This is a genomic window from Flavobacterium sp. HNIBRBA15423 (assembly GCF_052655965.1).
Map to the genome: position 1 here is coordinate 3,881,248 of NZ_CP199751.1, position 24,645 is coordinate 3,905,892.

Consider the following 24,645-nt stretch of genomic DNA (forward strand, 5'->3'; position numbering starts at 1 on the left):
TTAATAATTTTTATTTACAAGCTATCTTATTTACTCTATTTGCATGTCTTCCTCCTTCAAAAGCAGTTGATAAAAATGTTTCTACCATTTGAACTGCTTGTTCAATAGAAGTAAAACGAGCTGGAATACTAATTACATTCGCATCATTATGTAAACGAGCTAATTCTGCAATTTCTTTTGTCCAACAAAGTGCAGCTCTCACATCTTGATGTTTATTAACAGTCATTGCAATCCCATTACCTGAACCACAAATTACAATCCCAAAATCAGCTTTTCTACTTTCAACATCATAAGCTACTGGATGACCAAAGTCTGGATAATCTACACTTTCAAAAGTATCTGTGCCATGATTTAAAATAGTGTGTCCTTGTTTTTCTAAAAATTGAACAATCGCTTTTTTGTAATCTGGACCTGCGTGGTCATTTCCTATTGAAATAATCATAATATTGTTGTTGTTTATTATTTACAAAATTAAGTATATTAAACTAAAAAGATTATTTATAATTAAATTGTTTTGTTTCTATATTTTATACTCCTTACAGACACAAATTCAAACATTTTACAAATCATTATCTATCAGTTACTTAGTAGTTAAACTAACGTTAATTCACAACATTGTTAATAGTATTTTACAATCCATTGATAATCAGGTAACTTTAAATTAACATAAGTTGTTAATAAGTAAAGACAAAAAAAGAGAAGTTTTTTTCAAACGGTAGCATTTTTTTTATAATCCAAAATAGGAATGAATAAAAGTCTAATAGTTTTTATTTTTTATTCCAAACTTATGAGTTTATTAACTGTAGTTATTAACAAAAAACAAAGTGAAAGTTATATACAAAACAACCATAAAAATAGAAATTAACAGTTGTTGATAACTAAAAAATAAAATCAATATTGAAATTAAAAATCAATACTTTAAACAAAAAAGAAACTGTTAATAGAATTGTATAACTATGTAAAACTTTAAAATTGTAGCATATCAAGAAAACTTATTCTACATATTAACATGCTATCATAACCACCAAAATTTTTAAAAATTAATTAAATCTTTTTTGTTGTATTTAATAATTGTTGAAAACTCTCTTTTTTTAGAACTAAACAATTTTTAAATGATTGTCATTTTTAAAGCTATCTAAAATTTCTTTAGTTCTTATTAAATCTTTTGGATGTACTTTTAATTTTATGCCTCCATAAGCAATAGAAGCAAATGGATCGATAGAAACTAAAGTTTCGTTTTCAAATACATGCTCAATTTCTTCTTGATCCAATAAATTTTTTATAATAAATGTTTCATGAGGAAAATTAAAAATAGCTACAATGACATAATCTTTCATATTGATAATCATTTTTATAAAGATACAAATAAGTTATTTTTTATTTAAATCTTAATGCTTAATACTTTTGTCTTAATACTATTTCGTAACTTTCGACATTAATTAGAAAAGATACAATGAGTAAGAAACCAAAAAAATTTGGTAAAAAAGCTAAAGATTTTACCGCACAAATATTTAAAATCCTTTCAAAGGAGCCTTCAAAATCCTTTAATTATAAACAAATAGCAGCTGCTTTAGAATTAAATGATACTAAAAGTAGAAATGAAATTATTAGAGATTTAAAACTACTGAAAGTACAAGATAAAATTCATGAAACTGAAATAGGAAAATACCAAATTGTTTCAAAATCTGAATATTACGAAGGTACAATTGATATGACTTCGAGAAAATCGGGTTATTTCGTTTGTGACGAATTAGAAGATGATGTTTATGTTCCTTTTATCAATTTAAATCATGCTTTAGATAATGATAAAGTAAAAGCTTATATTTATAATAGAAGAAGCTCTAGAAAACCTGAAGCAGAAGTTTTAGAAATTTTAGAAAGAGCTAAAACAGAATTTGTAGGTGTTATTGATATCCAAAAAAACTTTGCATTTGTTACGACTACTAATGCAAAAATGTATACTGATATTTTTATTCCAAAAAATAAAATTAATGGAGCTGAACATGGTGATGTAGTTTTAGTAAATATGGAAGATTGGCCTAAAAAAGCTGATTCTCCTTTTGGTTCAGTTATTAAAGTATTAGGAAAACCAGGAGAACATAATACTGAAATTCATGCTATTTTAGCAGAATATGGTTTACCTTATGATTTTCCTATTGAAGTTGAAGCTTATGCTAATAAAATAGATACTTCGATTACTCCTGAAGAGATTGCGAATCGTAGAGATATGAGAAATGTTTTAACGTTTACCATTGATCCAAAAGATGCTAAAGATTTTGATGATGCTTTATCGTTCCAAATTTTAGAAAATGGAAATTATGAAATAGGTATTCATATTGCAGATGTTTCTCATTACTTAAAAGAAGGTACTATTTTAGATAAAGAAGCTTATGATAGAGCAACTTCTGTTTATTTAGTAGATAGAGTAGTGCCAATGCTTCCAGAAGTGTTATCAAACTTTGCTTGTTCATTAAGACCTCATGAAGAAAAATTTACTTTTTCGGCAGTTTTTCAACTGAATCAAAAAGCTGAAGTTATAGATTCTTGGTTTGGTAGAACAGTAATTTATAGCGATCAGCGTTTTGCATATGAAGAAGCACAAATTATAATTGAAAGCAAATCTGATATAATTCCTGCTGAAATTTCGTTAACTGGAAAAGAATATAAAGTATCTCAACCAATACTAGAAGCTACTTTAAAATTAAATGAATTTGCAAAAATTTTACGTAGAAAAAGAATGGCTAATGGTGCTATTTCTTTTGATAAAGTAGAAGTTAAATTTCATTTAAATGAGGAAGCAGAACCAACAGGTGTTTATTTTAAAGTTTCTAAAGATGCAAATCATTTAATTGAAGAATTCATGCTACTAGCAAACAGAAAAGTAGCAGAGTTTATTGGTAAACAAAAGAAAACATTTGTTTATCGTATTCATGATGAACCTAATGAAGACAAATTAATGAATTTGCAAACTGTTATTTCTAAATTTGGTTATTCTATTAATTTTAAATCTAAAAAAGATATTTCGAACTCTTTAAATAGTTTATTAGAAGAAGTTCAAGGAAAAAAAGAGCAAAATTTAGTTGACACATTAGCAATTAGAACCATGAGTAAAGCAGTTTACTCAACTGAAAATATTGGTCACTACGGATTAGCTTTTGATTATTACAGTCATTTTACTTCTCCTATTCGTCGTTATCCTGATGTTATGGCACACCGTTTGTTACAACATTATTTAGATGGAGGAAAAAGCGTGAATGAAGAAGATTATGAAGAAAAATGTCGTCATTCATCAGATATGGAAAATTTAGCAGCTCAAGCTGAAAGAGATTCTATAAAGTATATGCAAGTAAAATACATGCAAGATCATAAAGATGAAGAATTTTTAGGTGTAATTTCTGGAGTAACTGAATGGGGAATTTATGTAGAAATCATTGAAAATAAATGTGAAGGAATGTGTCGTATACGTGAAATAAAAGATGATTATTATACATTTGATGATAAACAATATGCTTTAGTAGGTGAAGTTTCTAAAAATATTTTACAGTTAGGAGATGAAGTCTATGTAAAAGTTAAAAATGCTGATTTAGTGAAAAAACAATTAGATTTTTGGTATTTAAGAAAAAAAGAATAAGAAAAATATTTGTGAATAGTAATTAGTTAAAAAATAGAGTCATGAAAAAAATATTTTATAGTATATTATTGGTTAGTACAATAGGTTTTTCCCAAGTAGAAAAACAAGTAGGAGAATTTTCAAAAGTTACTGCTTTTGATAAAATTGATGTTTATTTAATAAAAAGTACTGAAAACAAAGTAGTTTTAAAAGGAGATAAAAAAGAAGATGTTGAGTTAGTAAATAAAAGTGGAGAACTTAAAATTAGAATGAGTTTTGGTAATTTACTAAAAGGAGATAATATTTCAGCAACAGTTTATTATACTAATATAGATGCTATTGAAGCAAATGAAGGTTCAAGAATATCCTCTAATGAAATTTTTGAAGGATTGCTATTTGATATTATTGCTAAAGAAGGCTCTGAAGTAAAAATTAAACTTGATGTTGATAAACTAAATGCAAGAGCTTCACAAGGAAGTATTTTAAAATTAGATGGTAATGTTGATTATGCTGATATTTTAGTGAATTCTGGAGCTAAATACGAAGCTAAAAATTTAATTACAAAACAAACTACCATTACTGGAAATGCAGGTGGTGAAGCAGACGTTTATGCAACAGATTTAGTAGATGCAAAGGTTAGAGCTGGAGGAACTATTTTAATTCATGGAAAACCAAAACAAATTAACCAAAAAACAATTGCAGGTGGAACAATCGAACAAGCTAAGTAGTTTTTTTTACTTAACTTAGTCTTTCAATACGATTTTTATACTTTTTATGTGGCACGATATTTTATCAGCAATTCCTTGGGGATTGCTTTTAGCTTTTTCTATAGGACCTGGTTTTTTTGTTTTATTAGAAACAAGTATAACCAAAGGCTTTAGAGCTGCTTTTACAATAGATTTAGGTATTGTTTTTGGTGATATTTTATTTATACTTATTGCTTATTTAAGTACTAATCAACTTTTAGAACAATTAAAAGATAACCCATCACTTTTCATAATAGGAGGATTAATTATGTTAGGTTATGGGTTAGTATCTTTTATCCAATTAAAAAGAAGTTTTAAAAAAAAGCAAGAAATAATTGAAGATGAAGATAATATTAAAAAAAACAATTATTTTGCTTTATTTTTCAAAGGTTTTTTAGTCAATTTTATCAACATCGGAGTATTAGGTTTTTGGTTAATGATCATTATAACACATGGACCAAAAATGAATATGGATACTGAAAGAATTACTATTTTCTTTGCAGCTATTTTATTCTTTTATTTATTTTTTGATGTTGCTAAAATACTATTGGCTAAACAATTAAAAAATAAATTAACTCCTCAAAATATTTATAAAATTAAAAGAGTAATTAGTATTATTATTCTAATTTTCGGATTATTTTTTGTACTACAAGGTTTGTTTCCAAGTGAAAAACAGAAATTTCAACAACGTTTTGAAATGTTCAAATAAAAAACCTCCAAGTTTACTTGGAGGTTTTTGAGGCATCGTCCGGATTCGAACCGGAGTAGACGGTTTTGCAGACCGGTGCCTAGCCGCTCGGCCACGACGCCTTTTGTTAGGAGTGCAAATATAGATATAAAAATTTCAATATTCAAAAAACTAATTCTAATATTTCTACTTTATGTACTATTTTTCTGTTTTTTTTATTGTTTTGTTCAAAGAAATTATCTTTTCTGCTTCATTACAATAGTTACAGCTTCAACATCACCTCCTATTGGTGGATTTAGTTTTGAAACACCAATTTTCACTTTTAAAACAGCTGGTATTTCTCTCAAAATTCTCTCTATTATACGTTGAGCCACATGTTCTAATAATTTTGCTCTTATAGCCATTTCTTCTACTATAATTTTATTTAAATCTACATAATCTACTGTATCATGTAATTCATCTGTTTTAGACGATTTTTTTAAATTAGTCTTTATTTCTAAATCTACTTTGTAATCACTTCCTATTTTTCCTTCTTCTATTAAGCAACCATGATAAGAATAAGTTCTAATATTTTGTAGTATGATAGTTCCCATTTTGTTTTATTTATTGATTCAAGTTCAAAGTTAGGATGTTTTTTTAACTTTTAAACAACTTTAAACTTCAAACAATTAAACATTTTCTATCTTTGTCAAAACATTGAAAATTATTATGTCAACGGAAGAAAAATCATTGAATTTTATTGAACAAATTATTGAAGAAGATTTAAAGAAAGGTTTATCTCAGGATAAATTAAGATTTCGTTTTCCACCTGAACCAAATGGTTATTTACATGTAGGTCATGCTAGTGCTATTTGTCTAAATTTTGGTCTTGGAATCGATTATAATGCTCCTGTTAACCTTCGTTTTGATGATACAAATCCTTCTAAAGAAGAACAAGAATTTGTTGATGCTATAAAAAGAGATGTGGAGTGGTTAGGTTATAAATGGGATAAGGAATGTTATGCATCTGATTATTTTCAACAATTATATGATTGGGCTGTACTTTTAATAAAAAAAGAGAAAGCTTATGTAGATAGCCAATCTTCTGAAGAAATGGCTATTCAAAAAGGTACACCTACAACACCTGGAACAGATTCTCCTTATAGAAATCGTTCTATCGAAGAGAATTTAGACTTGTTTGAGCGAATGAAAAAAGGTGAGTTTGAAAAAGGAACTCATGTTTTACGTGCTAAAATATCTATGAATGCAAATAATATGCTAATGCGTGATCCTATTATTTATCGTATTATGCATGCTCATCATCATAGAACAGGAAATGATTGGTGTATTTACCCAATGTATGATTGGGCACATGGAGAAAGTGATTATTTAGAGCAAGTTTCACATTCTTTTTGTACACTTGAATTTTTACCTCATAGAGAATTATATGATTGGTTTTTGAATCAAATTTATGATGAAACTAAAGTCAGACCTAAACAACGTGAATTTGCTAGAAGAAATCTTTCTCACACAGTTGTTTCTAAAAGAAAATTATTGCAATTAGTTGAAGAAAAGCATGTTACAGGTTGGGATGACCCTCGAATGAGTACTATTTCTGGTATGAGAAGACGTGGTATTACTGCAACTGCTATTAGAAATTTTGCGAATACTATTGGAATTGCTAAACGTGATAATTTAATTGATGTTTCCTTATTAGATTTTTGTGTTCGTGAAGATTTAAACAAGGTTGCACCACGTGTTATGGCAGTTTTAAATCCTGTTAAATTAGTAATTACTAATTATCCTGAAGCTCAAGAAGAATGGTTAGAAGCTGAAAACAATCCTGAAGACGAAGTAATGACATATAGAAAATTGCCTTTTTCGAAAGAATTATATATTGAAAGAGAAGATTTTCAAGAAGAAGCTCATAAGAAGTTCTTTAGATTAACCCTTGGTACAGAAGTACGTTTGAAGAATGCTTATATTATTAAAGGAGAATCAGTTATAAAAGATGCTGAAGGAAATATTATAGAGATTCATTGTACTTATGATGTAGATTCAAAATCTGGAAGTGGTTCAGAAGCTAGTCAAAGAAAGGTAAAAGGAACTATTCATTGGGTTTCTATAAAGCATGCTGTTGAAGCAGAAGTTCGTGTGTATGATCGTTTATTCACTCATGAAAATCCAGATGGTAACAAAGAAGTTGATTTTAAAGAATATATTAATCCAAATTCATTGGAAATAATTACTGGTTATGTTGAACCAAGTTTACAATCTGCAAAGGAATTAGATCATTTCCAATTTCAACGTTTGGGTTATTTCTGTGTTGATAGAGATTCTTCATCAGAAAAATTAGTTTTTAATAAAACTGTTGGTTTAAGAGATACTTGGGCAAAAGTTAGTAATCAGTAATCGATTGTGTAATTTTGAAATTGTTTCAGAATCTATATATAAACCTACAAGAAAAACTTGTAGGTTTTTTATTTGAAATTAAATTAGTTTTAGTTTTTACATTATAATTATTTACTATGTAAATAAATAAAAGTATCTTTTAAAATTATTATAATATAAATCTATTAAAATATTATTTTATATAAAAAATATCTTTTAAAATTGACATTCATAAAATAATTATAAGAGATTATTTTTTTTAGTTAATGTGTTTTTATATCTATAGTTATAAAAGTCTTTTAAATAATCTTATTTTAAGTTTTTACTAAAATTACTTATTTTTACTATTACTTTTTTGTTTTTAAAAATTTAGAAAGTTTTTTCAACAAAAAAAGACTACTTTTTTCAAAGCAGTCCTTTTCCTATTTTGTTATTTATTTTAAAATTTTAGAAAATCTATTCTTCCGATGTATTTTCTTCAGATCCTCCAAAAATATCTTTTTTACCAGTTCCTTTTCTTTTTGTACTGTTTGCTTTTTTCATAGCTTCACCTACTTGATTACTTGCAGTAAAACTAGCTACCATGTTATTCAACATTTCACTGCCAGCTTGAGGTGAATTAGGTAATAAAATTAAGTTACTGTTTGCATCTGCACCAATTGCTTGTAATGTATCATAATGTTGTGTAACAACAATTAAAGCGGATGCTTCTTGTGAATTAATTCCTACTTTATTTAATACATCTACAGATTCTACTAATCCACGAGCAATTTCTCTACGTTGATCTGCAATACCTTGACCTTGTAGTCTTTTACTTTCTGCTTCTGCTTTAGCTTTAGCCACAATTCTAATTCTTCCTGCTTCTGCTTCATATTCTGCAGCTGTTTTTTCACGATCAGCAGCATTAATACGGTTCATTGCATTTTTTACTTGAATATCTGGATCAATATCTGTAATTAAGGTATTAATAATATCATATCCATAAGTTGACATCGCTTCGTTTAATTCTCTTTTTACTGCAACAGCAATATCATCTTTTCTTTCGAAGACATCATCTAATTTTAACTTTGGTACTTCAGCACGCACCACATCAAATACATAAGATGTAATTTGGTCATGAGGATATTCTAATTTGTAAAAAGCTTCGTATACTTTTTCTTGTAAAACTTTAAACTGAACAGATACTTTTAGTTTTACGAATACATTATCTTTAGTTTTAGTTTCGATAATAACGTCTAATTGTTGAATTCTTAAATTCACTTTTCCTGCAATTCTATCTACAACAGGAACTTTCAGTTGTAAACCCGATGTTCTTGTACTTGCATATTTTCCAAAGCGCTCTATAATTGCAGCAGTTTGTTGTTTTACAGTAAAGAAAGAACTGAATAAAATGAATAATCCTATAACAAGGAAAATAATTAAAATGGGATTCATAATGAATGTTTAATTGGTTTATAGTTATTATACGCTGTTTATCGAAAAAAGTTACACGATTTGATTAATAACCTTATTTTTATTAAAAAATTTATAATATGAAAAAAATTATTTGCTTGTTAACCCTGATTTTTAGTTTTTCTGTAAATGCTCAATATGGTAATAGAGATAGTAATCGTATTGGAATTTCTGGTGGTGTTACCCAAATGAGTTTATTCTCTGATCAATTTAATGCAAAACCTGAAATGGGCTGGATAGCAGGTTTTTCTTTAAGAGGTAATTATTACAACGATTGGCAAATGGCATTTGGAATGAATTTTACTGAAAGTAATTTTTCATTGCAACCATTGATTGGTAATGAAGACATTAAATATAAGTTATCGGGTGTTCAAGTATTCTTAACAGGAAGTTATATGGTTATAGAAAATCATTTAACATTAGAAATTGGACCAGTTCTTCAAATTAATGGTAAATTGGCTATTGATGAAAAAGATAAATTGAAATTATTAAAAGACAGTCCGTTATTAACTGCAAATGACATTGTAGATGTAACAAAGATAAATGGTAATATTTATGCTGGAATTACTGTTGGAATTAAAAACATACGTTTACATGTTTCTTATCAATATGGTGTAAATAATTTCATGAATAATCTAAATAAAAAAGACGATTTAAAATTATTAAATGGTGATAAAAAGTTCAAGGCTAATTATGGTATTCTTAGTGGAATGATTACTTTTTATTTATAGTTTACTAAAGAAAAATATTTTATTATAAGGCTGAATGTTTTACATTTGGCTTTAATCATTTTAATGTTAAAGTTATGAGAGTTATTTTTGTATTTATATTTTTTTCTTTGTGGTCATACGGACAGATATCTTTAGGATATGATTTTAGAAATAATAAAATTAAGAATTATGATGATGGTAGAATGCAGAGATTTAAGAATTCGGAAACTATTTTTATTTTTTCAAATTTTATCGAGAAAAAGCAAATAGACGAAGTTTTAAAAAGTACATGGACAGTCACACCTTATAAAATTATTAGTATTGATGATTTTGATATTAACAATTATTTAAATGGTAATTTTTCTTTTGCGACATATCAAAATAATAAGGTTGTATTTAATCGTTACAAATTCGAAAAGTCTAGTTTATATGATAATAATACAAATTCTTCAAATGGCTCACCAAATACTGTTAATAGATCTTCTCCTAATAAAGTATCTTCAAATTCTACTGATAAAAAAACTACTACTTTTAATAACAATTATTTTAGTTTTTTTTTATTAGATACTGAAGATTATTTGAATAATATAAAAGATATTAAGAGAATTGATAATAAGTTCGAAGTATTATCTCATTCAATTATAGAGATTTCAAGTTTTCTTTTAAGTGATAATTTTTTAGTGTACTTTGACTATTTTGATTCTCCATCTACTTTTATGTCAGACTTAAAGGATTTTAATGATAATATTTATAGTAATTTTTATAAAGAAGATTTTTTATACGATAATAAGCCAGGATTTTTATTCAATAACTTTCAAAACATTAATAATTATATTTTAAATGAGACTAAAGTTTCTCCTTTTAATGAAATAGTTACTTCTCAAAATATTCTTTCATTAAAAAATAATATTTTATATATTCCTTATGAAGTTTATTGTCATTATGATATTCATGTAATTTATAAGAATAAAAATGGTTTTGATAAATTTAAAAAAAACTATGATTATCAATATGAAGTTTTAAAGACTGAAGAAATAAGTAATAAAATTTTGAATGGTGATGATTTTTACTATTTGAAATTTAATTTGATTGAAACAGATAAAATTTTGCAGGTAGTACATTCTAAAACTGGTGAAATTCTATATTCAAAAAGATTTTCTGGGATGATTGAACAATTACCAAACAAAGCAATTGAAGATTTAAATAAAGAAATAAAAAAAAGTAATTAAAACTAAAAACCCAGCAATTTGCTGGGTTCCTTGTTTTTTATAAAATTTCCATCGCTTTCTCAATTCTTTTGACTGTTTCTACTTTACCTATCATTTCTATAATATCAAATAAATGTGGTCCTTTTAAAGCTCCTACAAGACTTAATCGTAGTGGTTGCATCACTTTACCCATTCCTATTTCATTTGCAGTCATCCATTCTTTTAAAAGCGTTTCTATGTTAGCTGAAGTGAAATTGTCTATTTTATTTAGTTCAACTATTACTTTTTGCATTAGTTCTGGTGTTTCTTCCTTCCAATTTTTTGATGCTTTTTCATCATAAGATGTTGGTGCTTCAAAAAAGTAATCTGATAGATCGTATAATTCGGTAACGAAATTAGCACGTTCTTTTACTAAAGAAACAATCTTTGTTAGATCAAGTGAAGTTGGAATTGCTCTTTTATCTAATTCAATTTTAAATAATTCAGCTAAATTCTCATCACTTTGTTTTTGTAAATATTGGTGATTAAACCATTTGTTTTTTTCTGGATCAAACTTCGCTCCTGCTTTATGAATTCGATTTAAATCAAATTTTTTAATTAGTTCTTCTAAAGAAAAGATTTCTTGTTCCGTTCCATCATTCCAACCTAATAAGGCTAAAAAGTTGACTACAGCTTCTGGAAAAAATCCGTTTTCTCTGTAGCCCATAGAGGTTCCTTCTGTAGTTTTCCATTCCAAAGGAAATACTGGAAAGCCCATTTTATCTCCATCACGTTTTGATAATTTACCGTTACCTATTGGTTTTAAAATTAATGGTAAATGTGCAAATTGTGGTGCTTCCCAATTAAAAGCTTTGTACAATAAATAATGTAATGGTACACTTGGTAACCATTCTTCCCCACGAATTACATGTGAAGTTTCCATTAAATGATCATCTACAATATTTGCCAAATGATAAGTTGGCATTCCGTCACTTTTAAATAATACTTTATCATCTAAAAGATTCGTATCAAATTTTACTGTTCCACGTATAATATCTTCAATTTCTAAAACCTCATTTATTGGTGTTTTAAATCGAATAACATAATGTTCTCCACTTGCTATTCTTTTTTCTGTTTCTTCTTTTGATAATAATATGGATGTATCTAAAGTTTCTCTAACAGTATGATTATAAATAAATGTGTTTTTATTAGCTTCTGCTTCTTTTCTTAGTTCATCTAGTTTTTCTGCTGTATCAAAAGCATAATATGCCCAACCAGAATTTACCAATTGATCAGCATATTGTTTGTAAATATCTTTTCTTTCGCTTTGTCTATATGGTCCAAACTTTTCATTTTTTCCTATTGTTTCATCAGGTGAAATTCCCAACCATTCTAAAGCTTCAAATATATAATCTTCTGCTTCTGCTACAAAACGAGTTTGATCGGTATCTTCAATTCGTATAAAAAAAATACCACCATGTTTTTTGGCAAATAAATAATTAAATAATGCTGTCCTTACACCACCAATGTGTAACGGACCTGTTGGACTTGGAGCAAATCGTACTCTAACTGGTTTAGACATTTCAAATATATTTTTCGCAAAGATACAATACCAAATTAGAAGTCAGAAATTAGATATTAGAAGTTTTTTGTTTTGTTTTATTTCACTTGTAATTCTTTCAATTAAATTGGTCTTTTGAATAGCTGAATGAACTATTCAAGGATATATTTGTCTTTTATTATTACTAGTTTAAAGTTGCATTTTTTTTATTCTGTTCATATTCAATAAAATCGTAAATTTATCGGTTAAAAGCTAATGTTTAAAAAATGGAAGTAAAATCTATTATATATAGTAAATTAGAAGCATTTATCAAAAAATTTTACATCAATGAATTAATAAAAGGCACCTTGCTTTTTATTGGTTTAGGCTTGTTGTATTTTATTCTTACTTTATTAATTGAGCATTTTCTTTGGTTACCTATTACTGGAAGAACATTCCTTTTTTGGCTATTTATTTTAGTGGAGTTATTTTTATTATTTCGTTTTATTTGTTTTCCGCTTTTTAAATTATTCAAGTTAACGAATGGTTTAGATTATAAGGAAGCTTCAAAAATTATTGGCAACCATTTTGAAGAAGTTAAAGATTCACTTCTAAATTTTTTACAATTATCATCAGATGAAAAACCTTCTGAATTAGTTATTGCATCTATTGAACAAAAAGCTAGTAATTTAAAACCAATTCCATTTTCAAATGCAATTTCTTTTTCAAATAACAAAAAGTTTTTACCATATGCAATGGTTCCTGTTTTGCTTTTAGTCTTGTTTTTTGTTTCAGGTAATTCAAATATTATTTCAAATAGTTTGGATAGAGTTGTTCATTTTCAAACACAATATATTCCACCTGCTCCCTTTCAATTTCTAATTACAAATGAAAAACTAGCAATACAACAGAATAAGGATTTTACTTTATCAGTAAAAGCAATTGGATCTATTATGCCAGAAAATGCTTCTATAATTATTGGTGATGAAGAATATTTTTTAGAAAAAACAGGTAATGGTGTTTTTAAGTATACTTTTAAAAATGTAATTGCAAACACTAGTTTTTATATTCAATCAAATGATGTAGTTAGCGAAGAACATATTTTAAAGGTAATTGATGTTCCTTCTATTTCTAATTTTCAAATGTATTTGCAATATCCTTCTTATTTGAAGAAAAACCCTGAAACTATTGAAGGTTCAGGAAACGCTATTGTTCCAGAAGGAACTTTAATTAATTGGAAAATTTCTACAACTTCAACATCAAAAATTGATTTTATTTCAGCTTCAAAAATTAATTCTTTTAAAAAAGCTGACAATTTTTTTACTTATTCAGCTAGAGTCAAAAACCCTATTGATTATGAAATTGTGACTTCTAATTCTAATGTTTCTAATTTTGAAAAATTACAATATCAAATCAATATTATAAAAGATCAATTCCCTAGCATTACAACTCAATTTGCACCTGATAGTTTAAAAATTAAAGAAAAAGTTATCATAGGTCAAGTAGCAGATGATTATGGTTTATCTAAATTACAAATAGTTTATTATGATAAGAACAGTCCTTCTGTTTTAAATAAATTCAGTTTACCTATAAAAAAAGAGGCTGTTGATCGTTTTGTTTATAGTTTTCCTAATGGTATTCCATTAATAGAAGGAATTAATTACGAATATTACTTTGAAGTGTTTGATAATGACCAAATTAATAATTATAAAAGCACTAAATCTTCTGTTTTTAAGCATTATGAACTCACAAAAAGTGAATTAGAAGATAATTTATTAAAAGAGCAGAATGATAACATCAATAGTTTAGAAAAATCATTACAAAATCAAGACAAGCAAATTAAAGAATTAGATAAGCTTCAAAAGTTAAACAAAGAAAAATCGAATCTAGATTTTAAGGATCAAAAGAAAGTAGAAGATTTCATTAATCGTCAAAAAGAACAAGATGAAATGATGAAAGAGTTTACTAAAAAATTATCTGAAAATTTAGAAGATTTTAATCCTAAAGAATTAGATAAAGATAAGGAAGAATTAATTAGACGTCTTGAAGAAGCAGAAAAGCAATCAGAGGAAAATGAAAAACTTTTAAAAGAATTAGAAGAATTATCAAAGAAAATGGAGAAAGAGAAACTTTTTGATAAAGCTGATAAATTAAAACAAAATAGTAAAAACCAATCTAAGAATTTAGAACAATTGGTAGAGTTAACAAAGCGTTTTTATGTTGAAAAGAAAGCAGAACAAATCGCAGAAAAATTAAACGAACTTGGAACTAAAGAGGAAAATTTAGCTAAAGACAAAAATAATTCTCTAGAGAAGCAAAAAGAACTAACAAAAGAATTTGAAGCAATAAAAAAGGAACTGGATGATTTAGATAAAGAAAATAAAGAGTTAAAATCACCCTTAGATATTCCAAATGATAAAAATCAACAGGAGGACATTCAAAATGATTTAAACAAATCAGAGGAAGATTTACAGAAAGATAATAAAAATAAAGCCCAACAAAAACAAAAATCTGCTGGTGAGAAAATGAAAGAAATGGGTCAAAAAATGGCTATGTCTATGGCTGGTGGTGAGAGCGAACAAATGGAAGAAGATGCAAAATTATTAAGACAAATTTTGGATAATTTGCTTTCTTTTTCTTTTGATGAAGAAATTCTTTTAAACCAAACAAAGAAAACGGCTATTAAATCGTTACAGTTTAATAAGATTTTAAAAGAACAACAAGATTTAAAGAATCAGTTTAAACACATTGATGATAGTTTGTTTGCAATTTCCCTAAGAAACCCAATGATTACTGAAACCGTTTTAAATCAAGTAGGAGAAATTCATTACAATTTAGATAAATCGCTTGAAGTTTTAGCGGATAATAATATTTATAAAGGTGCATCTCACCAACAGTATGTTTTAACGGCTGCAAATACTTTAGCTGATTTCTTAAGCAATGTTCGTGATCAAATGAAGATGCAAGGTAGTGGTTCAGGTAAGCCAAAGAAAGGTCAAGGTCAAGGAATGCAACTTCCAGATATTATTAAAAAGCAAGATGGTTTAGGTGAAAAAATGAAAGAAGGAATGAAAGAAGGTGACAAACCAGGACAAAAGCCTGGGGAAAAACCAGGTTCTAAAGAAGGTAATAAGGGAGAAAAAGGGAATAAATCAGGCGAACAAGGTGGAGCTGGTGAAGGGGAAGGACAAAATGGTCAAGAAGGAAATGCTGGAAAAATCCTAGAAATAATTAAAGAACAGCAAAAATTAAGAGACGCATTGCAAAAAGCTTTAGAAAAGGAAGGTATGTCAGGAATGGGTCAAAATGCTTTGCAACAAATGAAGGACATCGAGAAACAATTAATAAATAAAGGTTTTAAAAATGAAACTTTAAACAAGATGCTTAACTTAAAACATGAATTATTAAAACTTGAGAATGCTATTCAACAACAAGGTGAAGATAATAAGCGTAAATCCAAATCAAATAAAAATGAGTATAACGGATCTTCTAAAGAATTATCTAAAGAGTTTAAAGATTATCTAAATAGTATTGAAATATTAAACAGACAAAGTTTACCTTTGCAGCCGAATTATAATCAAAAAGTTCAAGAATATTTTAAAGCCAATGATTAGTTTTAATTACGAAACAAACTTTAGTTTAGATAATGAAGAAGAATATACTTCATGGATTAGTCAAATTATTAAATCTGAAAACAAAGAGTTAGGAGAAATTACTTATATTTTTTGTGATGATGAGTACTTATATAATATTAATATGCAGTACTTAAATCATGATACTTTAACTGATATAATAAGTTTTGATTATACAGAAGGTATTGTTATTAGTGGAGATATATTTATATCTATTGAAAGAGTTATAGATAATACTGCTGATTTTAATACAAATTTTCTTTCGGAACTTAAAAGAGTGATGGCTCATGGTGTATTGCATTATTGTGGTTATAAAGACAAAACCGAAGAAGACGAAAGATTAATGAGAAAAAAGGAGGAAGAAAAAATCAACATGTTCCACGTGGAACTCTAATTATTCTGTTTGTAAAATAAGTTCCACGTGGAACAATTTATTAATATATGATTTTATATGTTTCACGTGGAACATATGTTTAAAAATTTAAAAACCTATTGAAGTTTTAAATTTATAGTTAGAAAGGTTTCTAGCTTTTAATTTTTAGTTTCTAATTTTATATAATGAGTTTATTTCAAGAAAAATATGATGTAATTGTTGTAGGTGGTGGTCATGCAGGTTGTGAAGCTGCTGCTGCTGCTGCCAACATGGGTTGCTCTACCCTATTAATTACTATGAGTTTGCAAAATATTGCACAAATGTCTTGTAATCCTGCTATGGGAGGAATTGCGAAAGGACAAATTGTTAGAGAGATCGATGCACTCGGTGGTTATTCTGGAATAGTTTCAGATAAAACCGCTATTCAGTTTAAAATGTTGAATAAATCAAAAGGGCCTGCTATGTGGTCTCCAAGAGTTCAAAGTGACCGTATGCGTTTTGCTGAAGAATGGAGATTAATGTTAGAACAGACTCCTAATTTAGATTTTTATCAAGAAATGGTTTCTAGTATTCTTTCGGAAGATGGGAAACTTGTAGGAGTTAAAACAGCATTAGGAATTGAGATAAAAGCGAAGAGTGTTATTTTAACTAATGGTACTTTTTTAAATGGATTAATACATATTGGTGACAAACAATTTGGAGGTGGTCGTGCAGGAGAAAGTGCTTCTTTTGGAATTACGGAAGATCTTTTAAAACTTGGTTTCGAATCTGGAAGAATGAAAACAGGAACTCCTCCACGTGTGGATGGTCGTTCTTTAGATTATTCTAAAATGATAGAACAACCTGGTGATACTGTTCCAGATAAATTCTCTTATACTAATCTTACTAAACCATTAGCAGTGCAAAAATCTTGTTGGATGACTTATACATCTAATGAAGTTCATGATGTTTTACGTGAAGGTTTTGATCGTAGTCCAATGTTTAATGGTCGTATAAAAAGTATTGGACCTAGATATTGTCCCTCTATTGAAGATAAAATAAATCGTTTTGCTGATAAAGAACGTCATCAATTATTTGTTGAGCCTGAAGGATGGAATACGGTTGAAGTTTATGTTAATGGCTTTTCAACTTCGCTGCCTGAAGATGTTCAATTTAAAGCAATGCGTTCTGTAGCAGGTTTTGAAAACGTGAAATTTTTTAGAGCGGGTTATGCAATTGAATACGACTACTTCCCTCCTACACAGTTAAAACATACTTTAGAAACAAAATTGGTTGATGGATTATATTTTGCAGGACAAATTAATGGAACTACTGGATATGAAGAAGCCGCTTCTCAAGGTTTAATGGCTGGTATAAATGCCGCTTTAAAAGTGCAAGAAAGACAACCTTTTATTTTAAAACGTAATGAAGCTTACATAGGAGTTTTAATAGATGATTTAATTACAAAAGGAACTGAAGAGCCTTATCGCATGTTTACCTCTCGTGCAGAGTATCGAACTTTGTTACGTCAAGATAATGCAGATATTCGATTAACACCAAAAGGATATGAAATTGGTTTAGCAAAAGAAGAACGTTTGATTCGCATGGAAGAAAAATTTTCTAAATCTGAAGCAATGGTGAATTTCTTTAGAGAAACAAGTTTAAAGCCAGAAGAAGCAAATTCAGTTTTAGAAGAAAAAGGGTCAAGCCTAATGTCTCAACCTGATAAAATGTTTAAAGTCTTTTCAAGACCACAAATAGATTTAGAAGATATAGTTAAATTTAGTAAAGTGAAACAGTATATTGAAGATCATGATTTAGATAATGAAATTATTGAGCAAGCTGAAATTCAAGTAAAATATTCTGGCTATATTGAAAAGGAAAAAAATCACGCTGATAAATTGAATCGTTTGGAAGACGCAATTATTCCAGATAATTTCGATTTTAATAAGATAAAGTCAATTTCGATTGAAGCAAAGCAAAAATTAAATAAAATTCGACCAAAAACAATTGCACAAGCTTCACGAATTAGCGGAGTTTCTCCTAGCGATATTTCTGTCTTGTTAATTTATATGGGACGTTGATAATTTTTTTATAAATTAGTTTATTGTAATTAGCAACTTTATATGTAAACTTAAACTAATTATTGAACATCTAAATTAAATGTTTCACGTGAAACAATTTTGTTAAACCTTATTACCACTACTCTTTTGAGTTTTTATTAAAATGAATTTTAAAGAAAACAATATATATATTCAAGTTAAAGATTTTTCTGTTTCAGGAGAATCTTTTTCTTTGATTGAAGATAAAGAATTACAATTATTAAAAACTATCCCTCAACCTACTTTAGAAAATTTAGGTATATATTATGAAAGTGAAGATTATATTTCACATACAGATGGAACACGTTCTTTATTTGAAAAAATTTACCAATTGGTAAAAACTAATGCAATTCGAAAGAAAGTAAAATTGTTGTCTAAATACAATCAGAAAGGAACAGTTTTGGATATTGGAGCAGGTACGGGAGATTTTTTAGTGGAAGCAAAAAAGCAAGGTTGGCAAATTATAGGAATAGAACCAAATTTAAAAGCAAAGCAAATTGCTATTTCTAAAAATGTTAATTTTGCAGATTCTTTAGAAAGTTTACAAAACCACTCTTTTGATGTAATCACTATGTGGCATGTTTTAGAACATATTCCAGATTTAGATTTTCAACTAAGAGAATTAAAACGATTACTTAAACCTAATGGAACTATAATTATTGCAGTTCCAAACTTTAAATCTTTTGATGCAAAATATTATAAAGAATTTTGGGCTGCTTATGATGTGCCAAGACACCTTTGGCATTTTTCTAAAACAGCCATTCAGATATTATTTTGGAATTATAAAATAAAAATATTAAAAATAAAACCAATGTGGTTTGATAGTTTTTATGTATCGCTTTTGTCGGAAAAATATAAAAGTGGAAAAATGAATTTTATTAAAGGATTTTTAGTTGGTTTTTATTCAAATTTCATAGGTGTTTTTAAAAAGGAGTATTCTTCTCATATTTATGTATTAAAAAACGATGAAAACTCAATTTAAAGCCAGATAAAAAGACTTGGTTCGTTTAATAACAAAATACTTTGCTTAAAAAAGAAAAGGCTTTAAATCCCTTTATTTAAGCTCTTTTTTAATAGTGTTTGATTATAATAATAATTGATAGTAATAAATTTTACTTATAACTAAAAAAAGCACATAGTTTGGTACTTAATATGGAATTACTATTTTTACCAAAAATTTCAAATAAATATTTTAAAGCAAATAATAATAATTAAAAATGAAAAAAGCCTTATTGATTTTAGGAGTTGCAATTGCACTTATTTCTTGTGAGAAAAAAGACGAAAAAAAAGACAACTTTAAAACTGCATACATAGATACTGCAAAATTGATTCAGGATTATGCTAAATTTAAAGATGAAGACACAAAATTCAAAGTGAAATCTCAAGAAATGGGTCGTCCTCTTGAAGCAAAATTAAAAGCTTTTCAAACGGAGGCTTCTGGTTTTCAAAGAAACGCTCAAATTAAGGGTATGGCTTGGGCACAACAAAAAGGAGCTGAATTACAACAAAGAGAACAAGAACTTTCTATGGAACAAGATGCTCTATTAAGACAAATTCAAACAGAGAGTGATAGCATTAGAACTTCTATAGTTAAAGAATTGAAAGATTATATCAAAGAGTACGGTAAAAAGGAAGGATATGATTATATATATGGCACAGGTGATGCAGCTACGATTTTATTTGCTAAAGATCCTTATGATATAACTGAAGCTGTTTTAAAGAAATTAAATGATGAATTTAATGCGAAGAATGGTGGTGAAGCAAAAAAAGATGATGTTGAGAAAACAGATAAAAAAGAAGAAAAAAAGTAATCTTTTTATAAAAATTTAATTTAGCCCCTTTTTGGGGCTTTTTTATTGCTTTTCATTTCTTTATATTTGTTTTTTAATATATGCCATATGAGTTCTTTATCTATTGAAGCCAATTACACGTTACAGTTTGTAAATCAAACTAAAAGATCTATTTTTCTAACTGGAAAAGCAGGTACAGGAAAAACTACACTTTTAAAGGAGATTATAAAGATAACACATAAAAATACTGTTGTTGTTGCTCCTACTGGAATTGCTGCTTTAAATGCAGGAGGTGTTACTATTCACTCCATGTTTCAATTACCATTTGCTACATTTATTCCTGATCATAAAGATGTTAGGAGTTTGTCTTCTAATATAAAAATTGAAAACAGATCTTCATTATTGCGTCATTTTAAAATGAACACAGTAAAACGTTCCGTTATTCGAAATATGGAATTGTTAATTATAGATGAAGTTTCAATGTTGCGAGCCGATGTACTTGATGCTGTCGATTTTATGATGAAGAAAACTCGAAAAATTGAAAAACCATTTGGTGGCGTTCAAGTGATTTTTATTGGTGATTTATTGCAATTGCCACCTGTAGTAAAACAGGAAGAATGGCTTGTTTTGAAGAATTATTACACAGGTATGTTTTTCTTTAATGCTCACATAATACAACAATTTCCTCCTTTATACATTGAACTAAGTAAAATTTATAGACAATCGAACGGTGTTTTTATTGAGTTATTAAATAATTTACGGAAGAATAAAATTACAAACGAAAACATTGCTTTATTAAATAAATATGTTCAACCTAATTTTAATCTTAAAGATCACAAAGGGTATATTTCATTAACTACACATAATGCAAAAGCAAATGAAATAAACCAGCAATCTTTAAATGAATTAAAAGGGAAACAACATACCTATTTACCAGATATTGTTGGTGATTTTCCAGAAAAAATATTTCCTATTGAAGAAAAATTAGAACTTAAAATTGGTGCACAAATCATGTTTATTAAAAATGATTTAAGTATTGAAAAACAATACTTTAATGGTAAAATGGGAATTATTAAGTCACTCTCAGAAGAAGAAATTTTAATTCATTTTCCAGATGAAAATAAAACAATAGAAGTTGAGAAATATGAATGGCAAAATATAAGATTTAAAGTAAATGAAAATACAAAAGAAATTGAAGAAGAAGTAATAGGAACTTTTGTTCACTACCCTATTAAACTGGCTTGGGCAATAACAGTTCATAAAAGCCAAGGATTAACTTTCGATAAAGCAGCCTTAGATGTTTCTCAAGTTTTTGCTCCAGGGCAAGCCTATGTTGCTCTTTCTCGATTACGTTCTTTGGAAGGACTTGTGCTTCTCTCCCCTTTTCAAATAAATGGTATTTCAAGTGATGAAAATGTACTTAATTATGCTTCAAATAAGGCTACGGAAGAAGATTTAAAAAGCACCTTTGCAATTGAAAAACTACATTTTATATTAGAATCATTATGCAATGGTTTCCAATTTAAAGAGGTAATTCAAGAATGGAGAAATCATTATTATAGTTATAAATCAGAGGAATCTAAATCAATTAAAGCTAAGCATATTGATTGGGTTACAATTCAATATGAAAAAATTATAACTTTAGAAACTCCTTCTGAAAAATTTATTAACCAATTGCAATCCATTTTTAATAAGGAAATGATTGATAATGAATTTATTAAGGAAAGATGCGATGCAGCTTTTAATTATTTTTTTAAAACATTAGATGCTATTTTTGAAGATTTGCTATTTAAAATTGAAGAAATAAAAAGAACAAAAAATGCTAAAGTCTATTTCAATGAGTTAATTGTTTTAGAAGAATTATTACTTTCCGTAATATTAAAATTAACGAAAGCAAAAATTCTTGCAACACTATTGGTTGAAGAAAAAGAAATAACCAAGGAGAATTTATATTCAAAAGAGTTAAAATACTATAAATCAGATAAATTAGAAATTGTAAAAGAACGTTTTAAGAAAGAATATAATGCCTTAATTGAAGATGAAGAATCAGTTTCTTATTATGAACGACCAAAGAAAAAGAAAAGCAAAAAAGAGAAAAAGTCTACTATTGAAGAAACATTAGAATTGTTTAAGGAGCATTTATCAATTTCTGAAATAGCTAAGAAAAGAAAACTTACAGAAACAACTATTTACAATCACTTTACAAAATTAATTCAGATGGATGTAATTGAAATTGATGAAATTCTTTCAAATGATAAAATTTCCGAATTAGCAAAAGCTTTCGAAAAATATGAAAATGAAAGTTTATCCCAATTAAAAGAAGTTTATGGAGATACTTTTTCTTGGGATGAACTAAGACTATTTAGAGCTACTTTAAAGTAACTATCCTAAAAGATATACAGCCATTATAGCTGGAATAAAGTAAATTACAATCGTTCTTGCTCCATCATAATCTTTTGCAATACGTTGACCAAAAAGTAAAAATAAAAGAGTTATGCATGATAAAATAGCACCATAGTAACCTATTTCTGAAGTTGTGTTAGTAAATAATTCAATAATTCCAGAAATACATAATACACCTGAAAATATTTCTAAAATTAAAATGATAAATAAGGCCAATGGAACGGAATTAGCAAAAATTGTCCCAGAGAAATGCCCTTTTAACCAGGAAACATTCCCTTTCCAATCCTTAATTTTATCATAACCAGATTGTAAAAAGGTGATAGTTAATAACAATAGTAGTAAAATTGGGGTAATTTGTATCATAATTTTATTTTTTATGTATTAAGCGAGTTAGTTTAATAGATAAATCTGTTAGAATAATTTTACTATTACCATTTCTTTCTATATGGTAGATAGCTTGTTCTAATTCATTAAATATAAGAGTAATATTGGTTCCATCAATAAAAGGAGCAAATTTTTTTAAATCAAAATTATTTTCTTTAGGTTCTAAAAACACCAAGTCAATAGCTTGATAATTAGAAAGTAAAGCCTGTCTAAAGAAATGAATACAATAATGTAAGAATTGTTTTTGAACTTCTCTACCTAATGAAGCTATGGTTTCACTCCATAAAATTAAATCTTGAATTGCAGCTGCATTTCCTTTTGCTTTAAAAGCACTCCTTACCCACTCAATAAACCAAGATTCAAAAGGAAAATCTTCTGTATCATTTTTTAATATATGTAAAGCTTTATTGAAATTTCCTTCACTTTGATGTGCAATTTTTTTTGCAATTTTTTCTTCACAATTTTCTTTACTAATAAGAGCTTCAGTGATTACACTTTCACTTAACCCAATAAAATCAAGTAGTTGACATCTAGAATAGATAGTTTGTAGAATATCATCAACAGATTCAGCTATTAGTATGAAAACAGTTTTATTTGGTGGTTCTTCTAATAGTTTTAGTAGCTTATTGGAAGCTGCAGTATTCATTTTATCAGCCATCCAGATAATCATAATTTTATAACCACCCTCATAAGCTTTCAAAGACAATGCTTTATTTATTTCCGCAGCTTCATCAACACCTATTTGACCTTGTTTGTTTTGGATACCAATACAATTGTACCAATCAAACAATCCACCATAAGGATTATCTTTTAAAAATTGTCTCCATTCTTGCAGAAAATGAGAACTTACAGCATGAGACTTAATTTTATCATTTGTAGCAACAGGAAAGACAAAATGTAAATCTGGATGGGAATAATTTTCAAACTTTAAATTACAATTTGAATTACCAGTATTGTTTTCATTATTTGTATTAGAACATAAAATATATTGTGCATAAGCAATAGCCATTGCTAATGTTCCTGAGCCTTCAGGGCCTATAAATAATTGAGCATGAGGAATTCTCCCTAATGAAACACTCTTGGTTAAGTGATTTTTTATATGTTCTTGTCCTAAAATTTCTTTAAAAAGCATGAAACAAATATAATAATAAGAAAATTAAGAAACCTAAATTATATTAAATCGCAGTTTTTAAATTTTGGTTTTTAAAATTAGTTATTAACAATCTGTTTTTTAGTTAAACAACTTTTTTTCATTTTTCAAATTTTAAATATGTTTGCCACGAATGTTTATTTTAACAGTTTAATTCTAAATTTTTATAAATTATTTTGTAATTTTATGAAAAGGTACATTGATGATTATCTAAGAATTTTACCCTTTATCTAGAATTATTCGAAGAATTTTAAGGTCATATGTTAATGTTTTATATTTATTTTTAAGATTTTATACTAATTACATACTTGAATTATATAAGTTTAAAAACTTTGGCACGCATTTTGAATACCTAGATATTAATTGATATATTGATTAAAAAATTAATTAACGGCAAACATAATTATGAATAAAAAAGGGTTACAATAAATTTTTTTTAAAATATTTATTAACATTTTTATCAAAATATTTTGTTAAAACATTTAAATACATATATTTGTAGTTGTTTTGCCTATTTACTGAAAAATTA

General features: G+C 27.3%; 19 protein-coding genes and 1 tRNA gene. 12 read left to right on the forward strand and 8 right to left on the reverse strand.

Annotated elements, in window-relative coordinates; all coding sequences use genetic code 11:
- Positions 1-10: 10 nt before the first annotated feature.
- Both rpiB and ACULEV_RS17310 read right to left on the reverse strand, forming a co-directional pair.
- A complete protein-coding gene (rpiB, locus tag ACULEV_RS17305; RefSeq protein WP_445456298.1) occupies positions 11-442 on the reverse strand; it encodes a ribose 5-phosphate isomerase B in 432 nt (143 codons plus the stop codon).
- Positions 443-1,097: 655 nt separating this feature from the next.
- On the reverse strand, positions 1,098-1,337 hold the full coding sequence (locus ACULEV_RS17310; protein WP_445456299.1) for a DUF2007 domain-containing protein: 240 nt from the start codon (positions 1,335-1,337) through the stop codon (positions 1,098-1,100).
- Between the two features lie 116 nt (positions 1,338-1,453).
- Between ACULEV_RS17310 and rnr the strand changes: the two genes are divergently transcribed.
- From rnr to ACULEV_RS17325, 3 genes are read left to right on the forward strand one after another with little or no spacing between them, the layout of a single operon-like run.
- Complete coding sequence (gene rnr, locus ACULEV_RS17315) at positions 1,454-3,631, forward strand: ribonuclease R (RefSeq protein WP_445456300.1); 2,178 nt, start codon at positions 1,454-1,456, stop codon at positions 3,629-3,631.
- 41 nt (positions 3,632-3,672) lie between these two features.
- Positions 3,673-4,338 (forward strand): head GIN domain-containing protein, encoded by a 666-nt coding sequence (locus tag ACULEV_RS17320; RefSeq protein ID WP_445456301.1) that lies wholly within the window; start codon positions 3,673-3,675, stop codon positions 4,336-4,338.
- A 46-nt stretch (positions 4,339-4,384) separates the two neighbouring features.
- Complete coding sequence (locus ACULEV_RS17325) at positions 4,385-5,065, forward strand: LysE family translocator (RefSeq protein ID WP_445456302.1); 681 nt, start codon at positions 4,385-4,387, stop codon at positions 5,063-5,065.
- Between the two features lie 30 nt (positions 5,066-5,095).
- Here the strand turns inward: ACULEV_RS17325 and ACULEV_RS17330 are convergent.
- A tRNA-Cys gene (locus ACULEV_RS17330) sits at positions 5,096-5,166 on the reverse strand.
- 114 nt (positions 5,167-5,280) lie between these two features.
- Positions 5,281-5,637: a dihydroneopterin aldolase gene (gene folB, locus ACULEV_RS17335; RefSeq protein ID WP_445456303.1), complete on the reverse strand. Its 357-nt coding sequence runs from the start codon at positions 5,635-5,637 to the stop codon at positions 5,281-5,283.
- A 115-nt stretch (positions 5,638-5,752) separates the two neighbouring features.
- On the opposite strand from folB, the gene ACULEV_RS17340 reads away from it, so the two are divergent.
- Complete coding sequence (locus ACULEV_RS17340) at positions 5,753-7,435, forward strand: glutamine--tRNA ligase/YqeY domain fusion protein (RefSeq protein ID WP_445456304.1); 1,683 nt, start codon at positions 5,753-5,755, stop codon at positions 7,433-7,435.
- Between the two features lie 435 nt (positions 7,436-7,870).
- On the opposite strand, the gene ACULEV_RS17345 is transcribed toward ACULEV_RS17340, so the two are convergent.
- Entirely contained in the window at positions 7,871-8,848 is a 978-nt protein-coding gene (locus ACULEV_RS17345; protein ID WP_445456305.1) for an SPFH domain-containing protein, read from the reverse strand.
- A gap of 98 nt (positions 8,849-8,946) precedes the next feature.
- Here ACULEV_RS17345 and ACULEV_RS17350 point away from each other — a divergent pair, with 98 nt between their 5' ends.
- Both ACULEV_RS17350 and ACULEV_RS17355 read left to right on the forward strand, forming a co-directional pair.
- Positions 8,947-9,597: an outer membrane beta-barrel protein gene (locus ACULEV_RS17350; protein ID WP_445456306.1), complete on the forward strand. Its 651-nt coding sequence runs from the start codon at positions 8,947-8,949 to the stop codon at positions 9,595-9,597.
- 74 nt (positions 9,598-9,671) lie between these two features.
- Complete coding sequence (locus tag ACULEV_RS17355; protein ID WP_445456307.1) at positions 9,672-10,805, forward strand: hypothetical protein; 1,134 nt, start codon at positions 9,672-9,674, stop codon at positions 10,803-10,805.
- A 37-nt stretch (positions 10,806-10,842) separates the two neighbouring features.
- Here the strand turns inward: ACULEV_RS17355 and gltX are convergent, their stop codons facing one another.
- Positions 10,843-12,345, reverse strand: coding sequence for a glutamate--tRNA ligase (gene gltX / locus ACULEV_RS17360; RefSeq protein ID WP_445456308.1), 1,503 nt, complete (start codon positions 12,343-12,345; stop codon positions 10,843-10,845).
- A 245-nt stretch (positions 12,346-12,590) separates the two neighbouring features.
- On the opposite strand from gltX, the gene ACULEV_RS17365 reads away from it, so the two are divergent.
- The 6 genes from ACULEV_RS17365 (at position 12,591) to ACULEV_RS17390 (ending at position 22,561) form a co-directional block, all read left to right on the forward strand.
- Positions 12,591-15,917 (forward strand): hypothetical protein, encoded by a 3,327-nt coding sequence (locus tag ACULEV_RS17365; RefSeq protein WP_445456309.1) that lies wholly within the window; start codon positions 12,591-12,593, stop codon positions 15,915-15,917.
- A complete protein-coding gene (gene ybeY, locus ACULEV_RS17370; RefSeq protein WP_445456310.1) occupies positions 15,910-16,329 on the forward strand; it encodes an rRNA maturation RNase YbeY in 420 nt (139 codons plus the stop codon). The genes ACULEV_RS17365 and ybeY overlap by 8 nt, the downstream gene beginning before the upstream one ends.
- Before the next feature lie 164 nt (positions 16,330-16,493).
- On the forward strand, positions 16,494-18,371 hold the full coding sequence (gene mnmG, locus ACULEV_RS17375; RefSeq protein WP_445456311.1) for a tRNA uridine-5-carboxymethylaminomethyl(34) synthesis enzyme MnmG: 1,878 nt from the start codon (positions 16,494-16,496) through the stop codon (positions 18,369-18,371).
- Positions 18,372-18,513: 142 nt separating this feature from the next.
- The gene (locus tag ACULEV_RS17380) at positions 18,514-19,371 is read left to right on the forward strand and encodes a class I SAM-dependent methyltransferase (RefSeq protein ID WP_445456312.1); all 858 of its coding nucleotides are present in this window, start codon (positions 18,514-18,516) and stop codon (positions 19,369-19,371) included.
- Positions 19,372-19,606: 235 nt separating this feature from the next.
- Positions 19,607-20,200 (forward strand): OmpH family outer membrane protein, encoded by a 594-nt coding sequence (locus ACULEV_RS17385; RefSeq protein ID WP_445456313.1) that lies wholly within the window; start codon positions 19,607-19,609, stop codon positions 20,198-20,200.
- Positions 20,201-20,287: 87 nt separating this feature from the next.
- Complete coding sequence (locus tag ACULEV_RS17390; RefSeq protein WP_445456314.1) at positions 20,288-22,561, forward strand: helix-turn-helix domain-containing protein; 2,274 nt, start codon at positions 20,288-20,290, stop codon at positions 22,559-22,561.
- Here ACULEV_RS17390 and ACULEV_RS17395 read toward each other — a convergent pair whose 3' ends face one another.
- Both ACULEV_RS17395 and ACULEV_RS17400 read right to left on the reverse strand, forming a co-directional pair.
- Positions 22,562-22,945, reverse strand: a complete 384-nt coding sequence (locus ACULEV_RS17395) for a DoxX family protein (protein ID WP_445456315.1) — start codon at positions 22,943-22,945, stop codon at positions 22,562-22,564. It abuts the gene before it with no gap.
- A 4-nt stretch (positions 22,946-22,949) separates the two neighbouring features.
- Positions 22,950-24,098 carry a DNA polymerase III subunit gene (locus tag ACULEV_RS17400; protein ID WP_445456316.1) on the reverse strand — a complete coding sequence of 383 codons (1,149 nt, stop codon included), beginning with the start codon at positions 24,096-24,098 and terminating at the stop codon, positions 22,950-22,952.
- Between the last annotated feature and the right edge of the window lie 547 nt (positions 24,099-24,645).

What these genes read in the sequence shown, in the direction of transcription:
- ACULEV_RS17325 (WP_445456302.1), top strand. Translation starts at nt 4,385, where the DNA reads ATGTGGCACGATATTTTATCAGCAATTCCTTGGGGATTGCTTTTAGCT.
- ybeY (WP_445456310.1), top strand. Translation starts at nt 15,910, where the DNA reads ATGATTAGTTTTAATTACGAAACAAACTTTAGTTTAGATAATGAAGAA.
- ACULEV_RS17340 (WP_445456304.1), top strand. Translation starts at nt 5,753, where the DNA reads ATGTCAACGGAAGAAAAATCATTGAATTTTATTGAACAAATTATTGAA.
- ACULEV_RS17380 (WP_445456312.1), top strand. Translation starts at nt 18,514, where the DNA reads ATGAATTTTAAAGAAAACAATATATATATTCAAGTTAAAGATTTTTCT.
- ACULEV_RS17310 (WP_445456299.1), bottom strand. Translation starts at nt 1,337, where the DNA reads ATGAAAGATTATGTCATTGTAGCTATTTTTAATTTTCCTCATGAAACA.
- mnmG (WP_445456311.1), top strand. Translation starts at nt 16,494, where the DNA reads ATGAGTTTATTTCAAGAAAAATATGATGTAATTGTTGTAGGTGGTGGT.
- rnr (WP_445456300.1), top strand. Translation starts at nt 1,454, where the DNA reads ATGAGTAAGAAACCAAAAAAATTTGGTAAAAAAGCTAAAGATTTTACC.
- rpiB (WP_445456298.1), bottom strand. Translation starts at nt 442, where the DNA reads ATGATTATTTCAATAGGAAATGACCACGCAGGTCCAGATTACAAAAAA.
- folB (WP_445456303.1), bottom strand. Translation starts at nt 5,637, where the DNA reads ATGGGAACTATCATACTACAAAATATTAGAACTTATTCTTATCATGGT.
- ACULEV_RS17320 (WP_445456301.1), top strand. Translation starts at nt 3,673, where the DNA reads ATGAAAAAAATATTTTATAGTATATTATTGGTTAGTACAATAGGTTTT.
- ACULEV_RS17355 (WP_445456307.1), top strand. Translation starts at nt 9,672, where the DNA reads ATGAGAGTTATTTTTGTATTTATATTTTTTTCTTTGTGGTCATACGGA.
- ACULEV_RS17365 (WP_445456309.1), top strand. Translation starts at nt 12,591, where the DNA reads ATGGAAGTAAAATCTATTATATATAGTAAATTAGAAGCATTTATCAAA.
- ACULEV_RS17385 (WP_445456313.1), top strand. Translation starts at nt 19,607, where the DNA reads ATGAAAAAAGCCTTATTGATTTTAGGAGTTGCAATTGCACTTATTTCT.
- ACULEV_RS17350 (WP_445456306.1), top strand. Translation starts at nt 8,947, where the DNA reads ATGAAAAAAATTATTTGCTTGTTAACCCTGATTTTTAGTTTTTCTGTA.
- gltX (WP_445456308.1), bottom strand. Translation starts at nt 12,345, where the DNA reads ATGTCTAAACCAGTTAGAGTACGATTTGCTCCAAGTCCAACAGGTCCG.
- ACULEV_RS17400 (WP_445456316.1), bottom strand. Translation starts at nt 24,098, where the DNA reads ATGCTTTTTAAAGAAATTTTAGGACAAGAACATATAAAAAATCACTTA.
- ACULEV_RS17345 (WP_445456305.1), bottom strand. Translation starts at nt 8,848, where the DNA reads ATGAATCCCATTTTAATTATTTTCCTTGTTATAGGATTATTCATTTTA.
- ACULEV_RS17390 (WP_445456314.1), top strand. Translation starts at nt 20,288, where the DNA reads ATGAGTTCTTTATCTATTGAAGCCAATTACACGTTACAGTTTGTAAAT.
- ACULEV_RS17395 (WP_445456315.1), bottom strand. Translation starts at nt 22,945, where the DNA reads ATGATACAAATTACCCCAATTTTACTACTATTGTTATTAACTATCACC.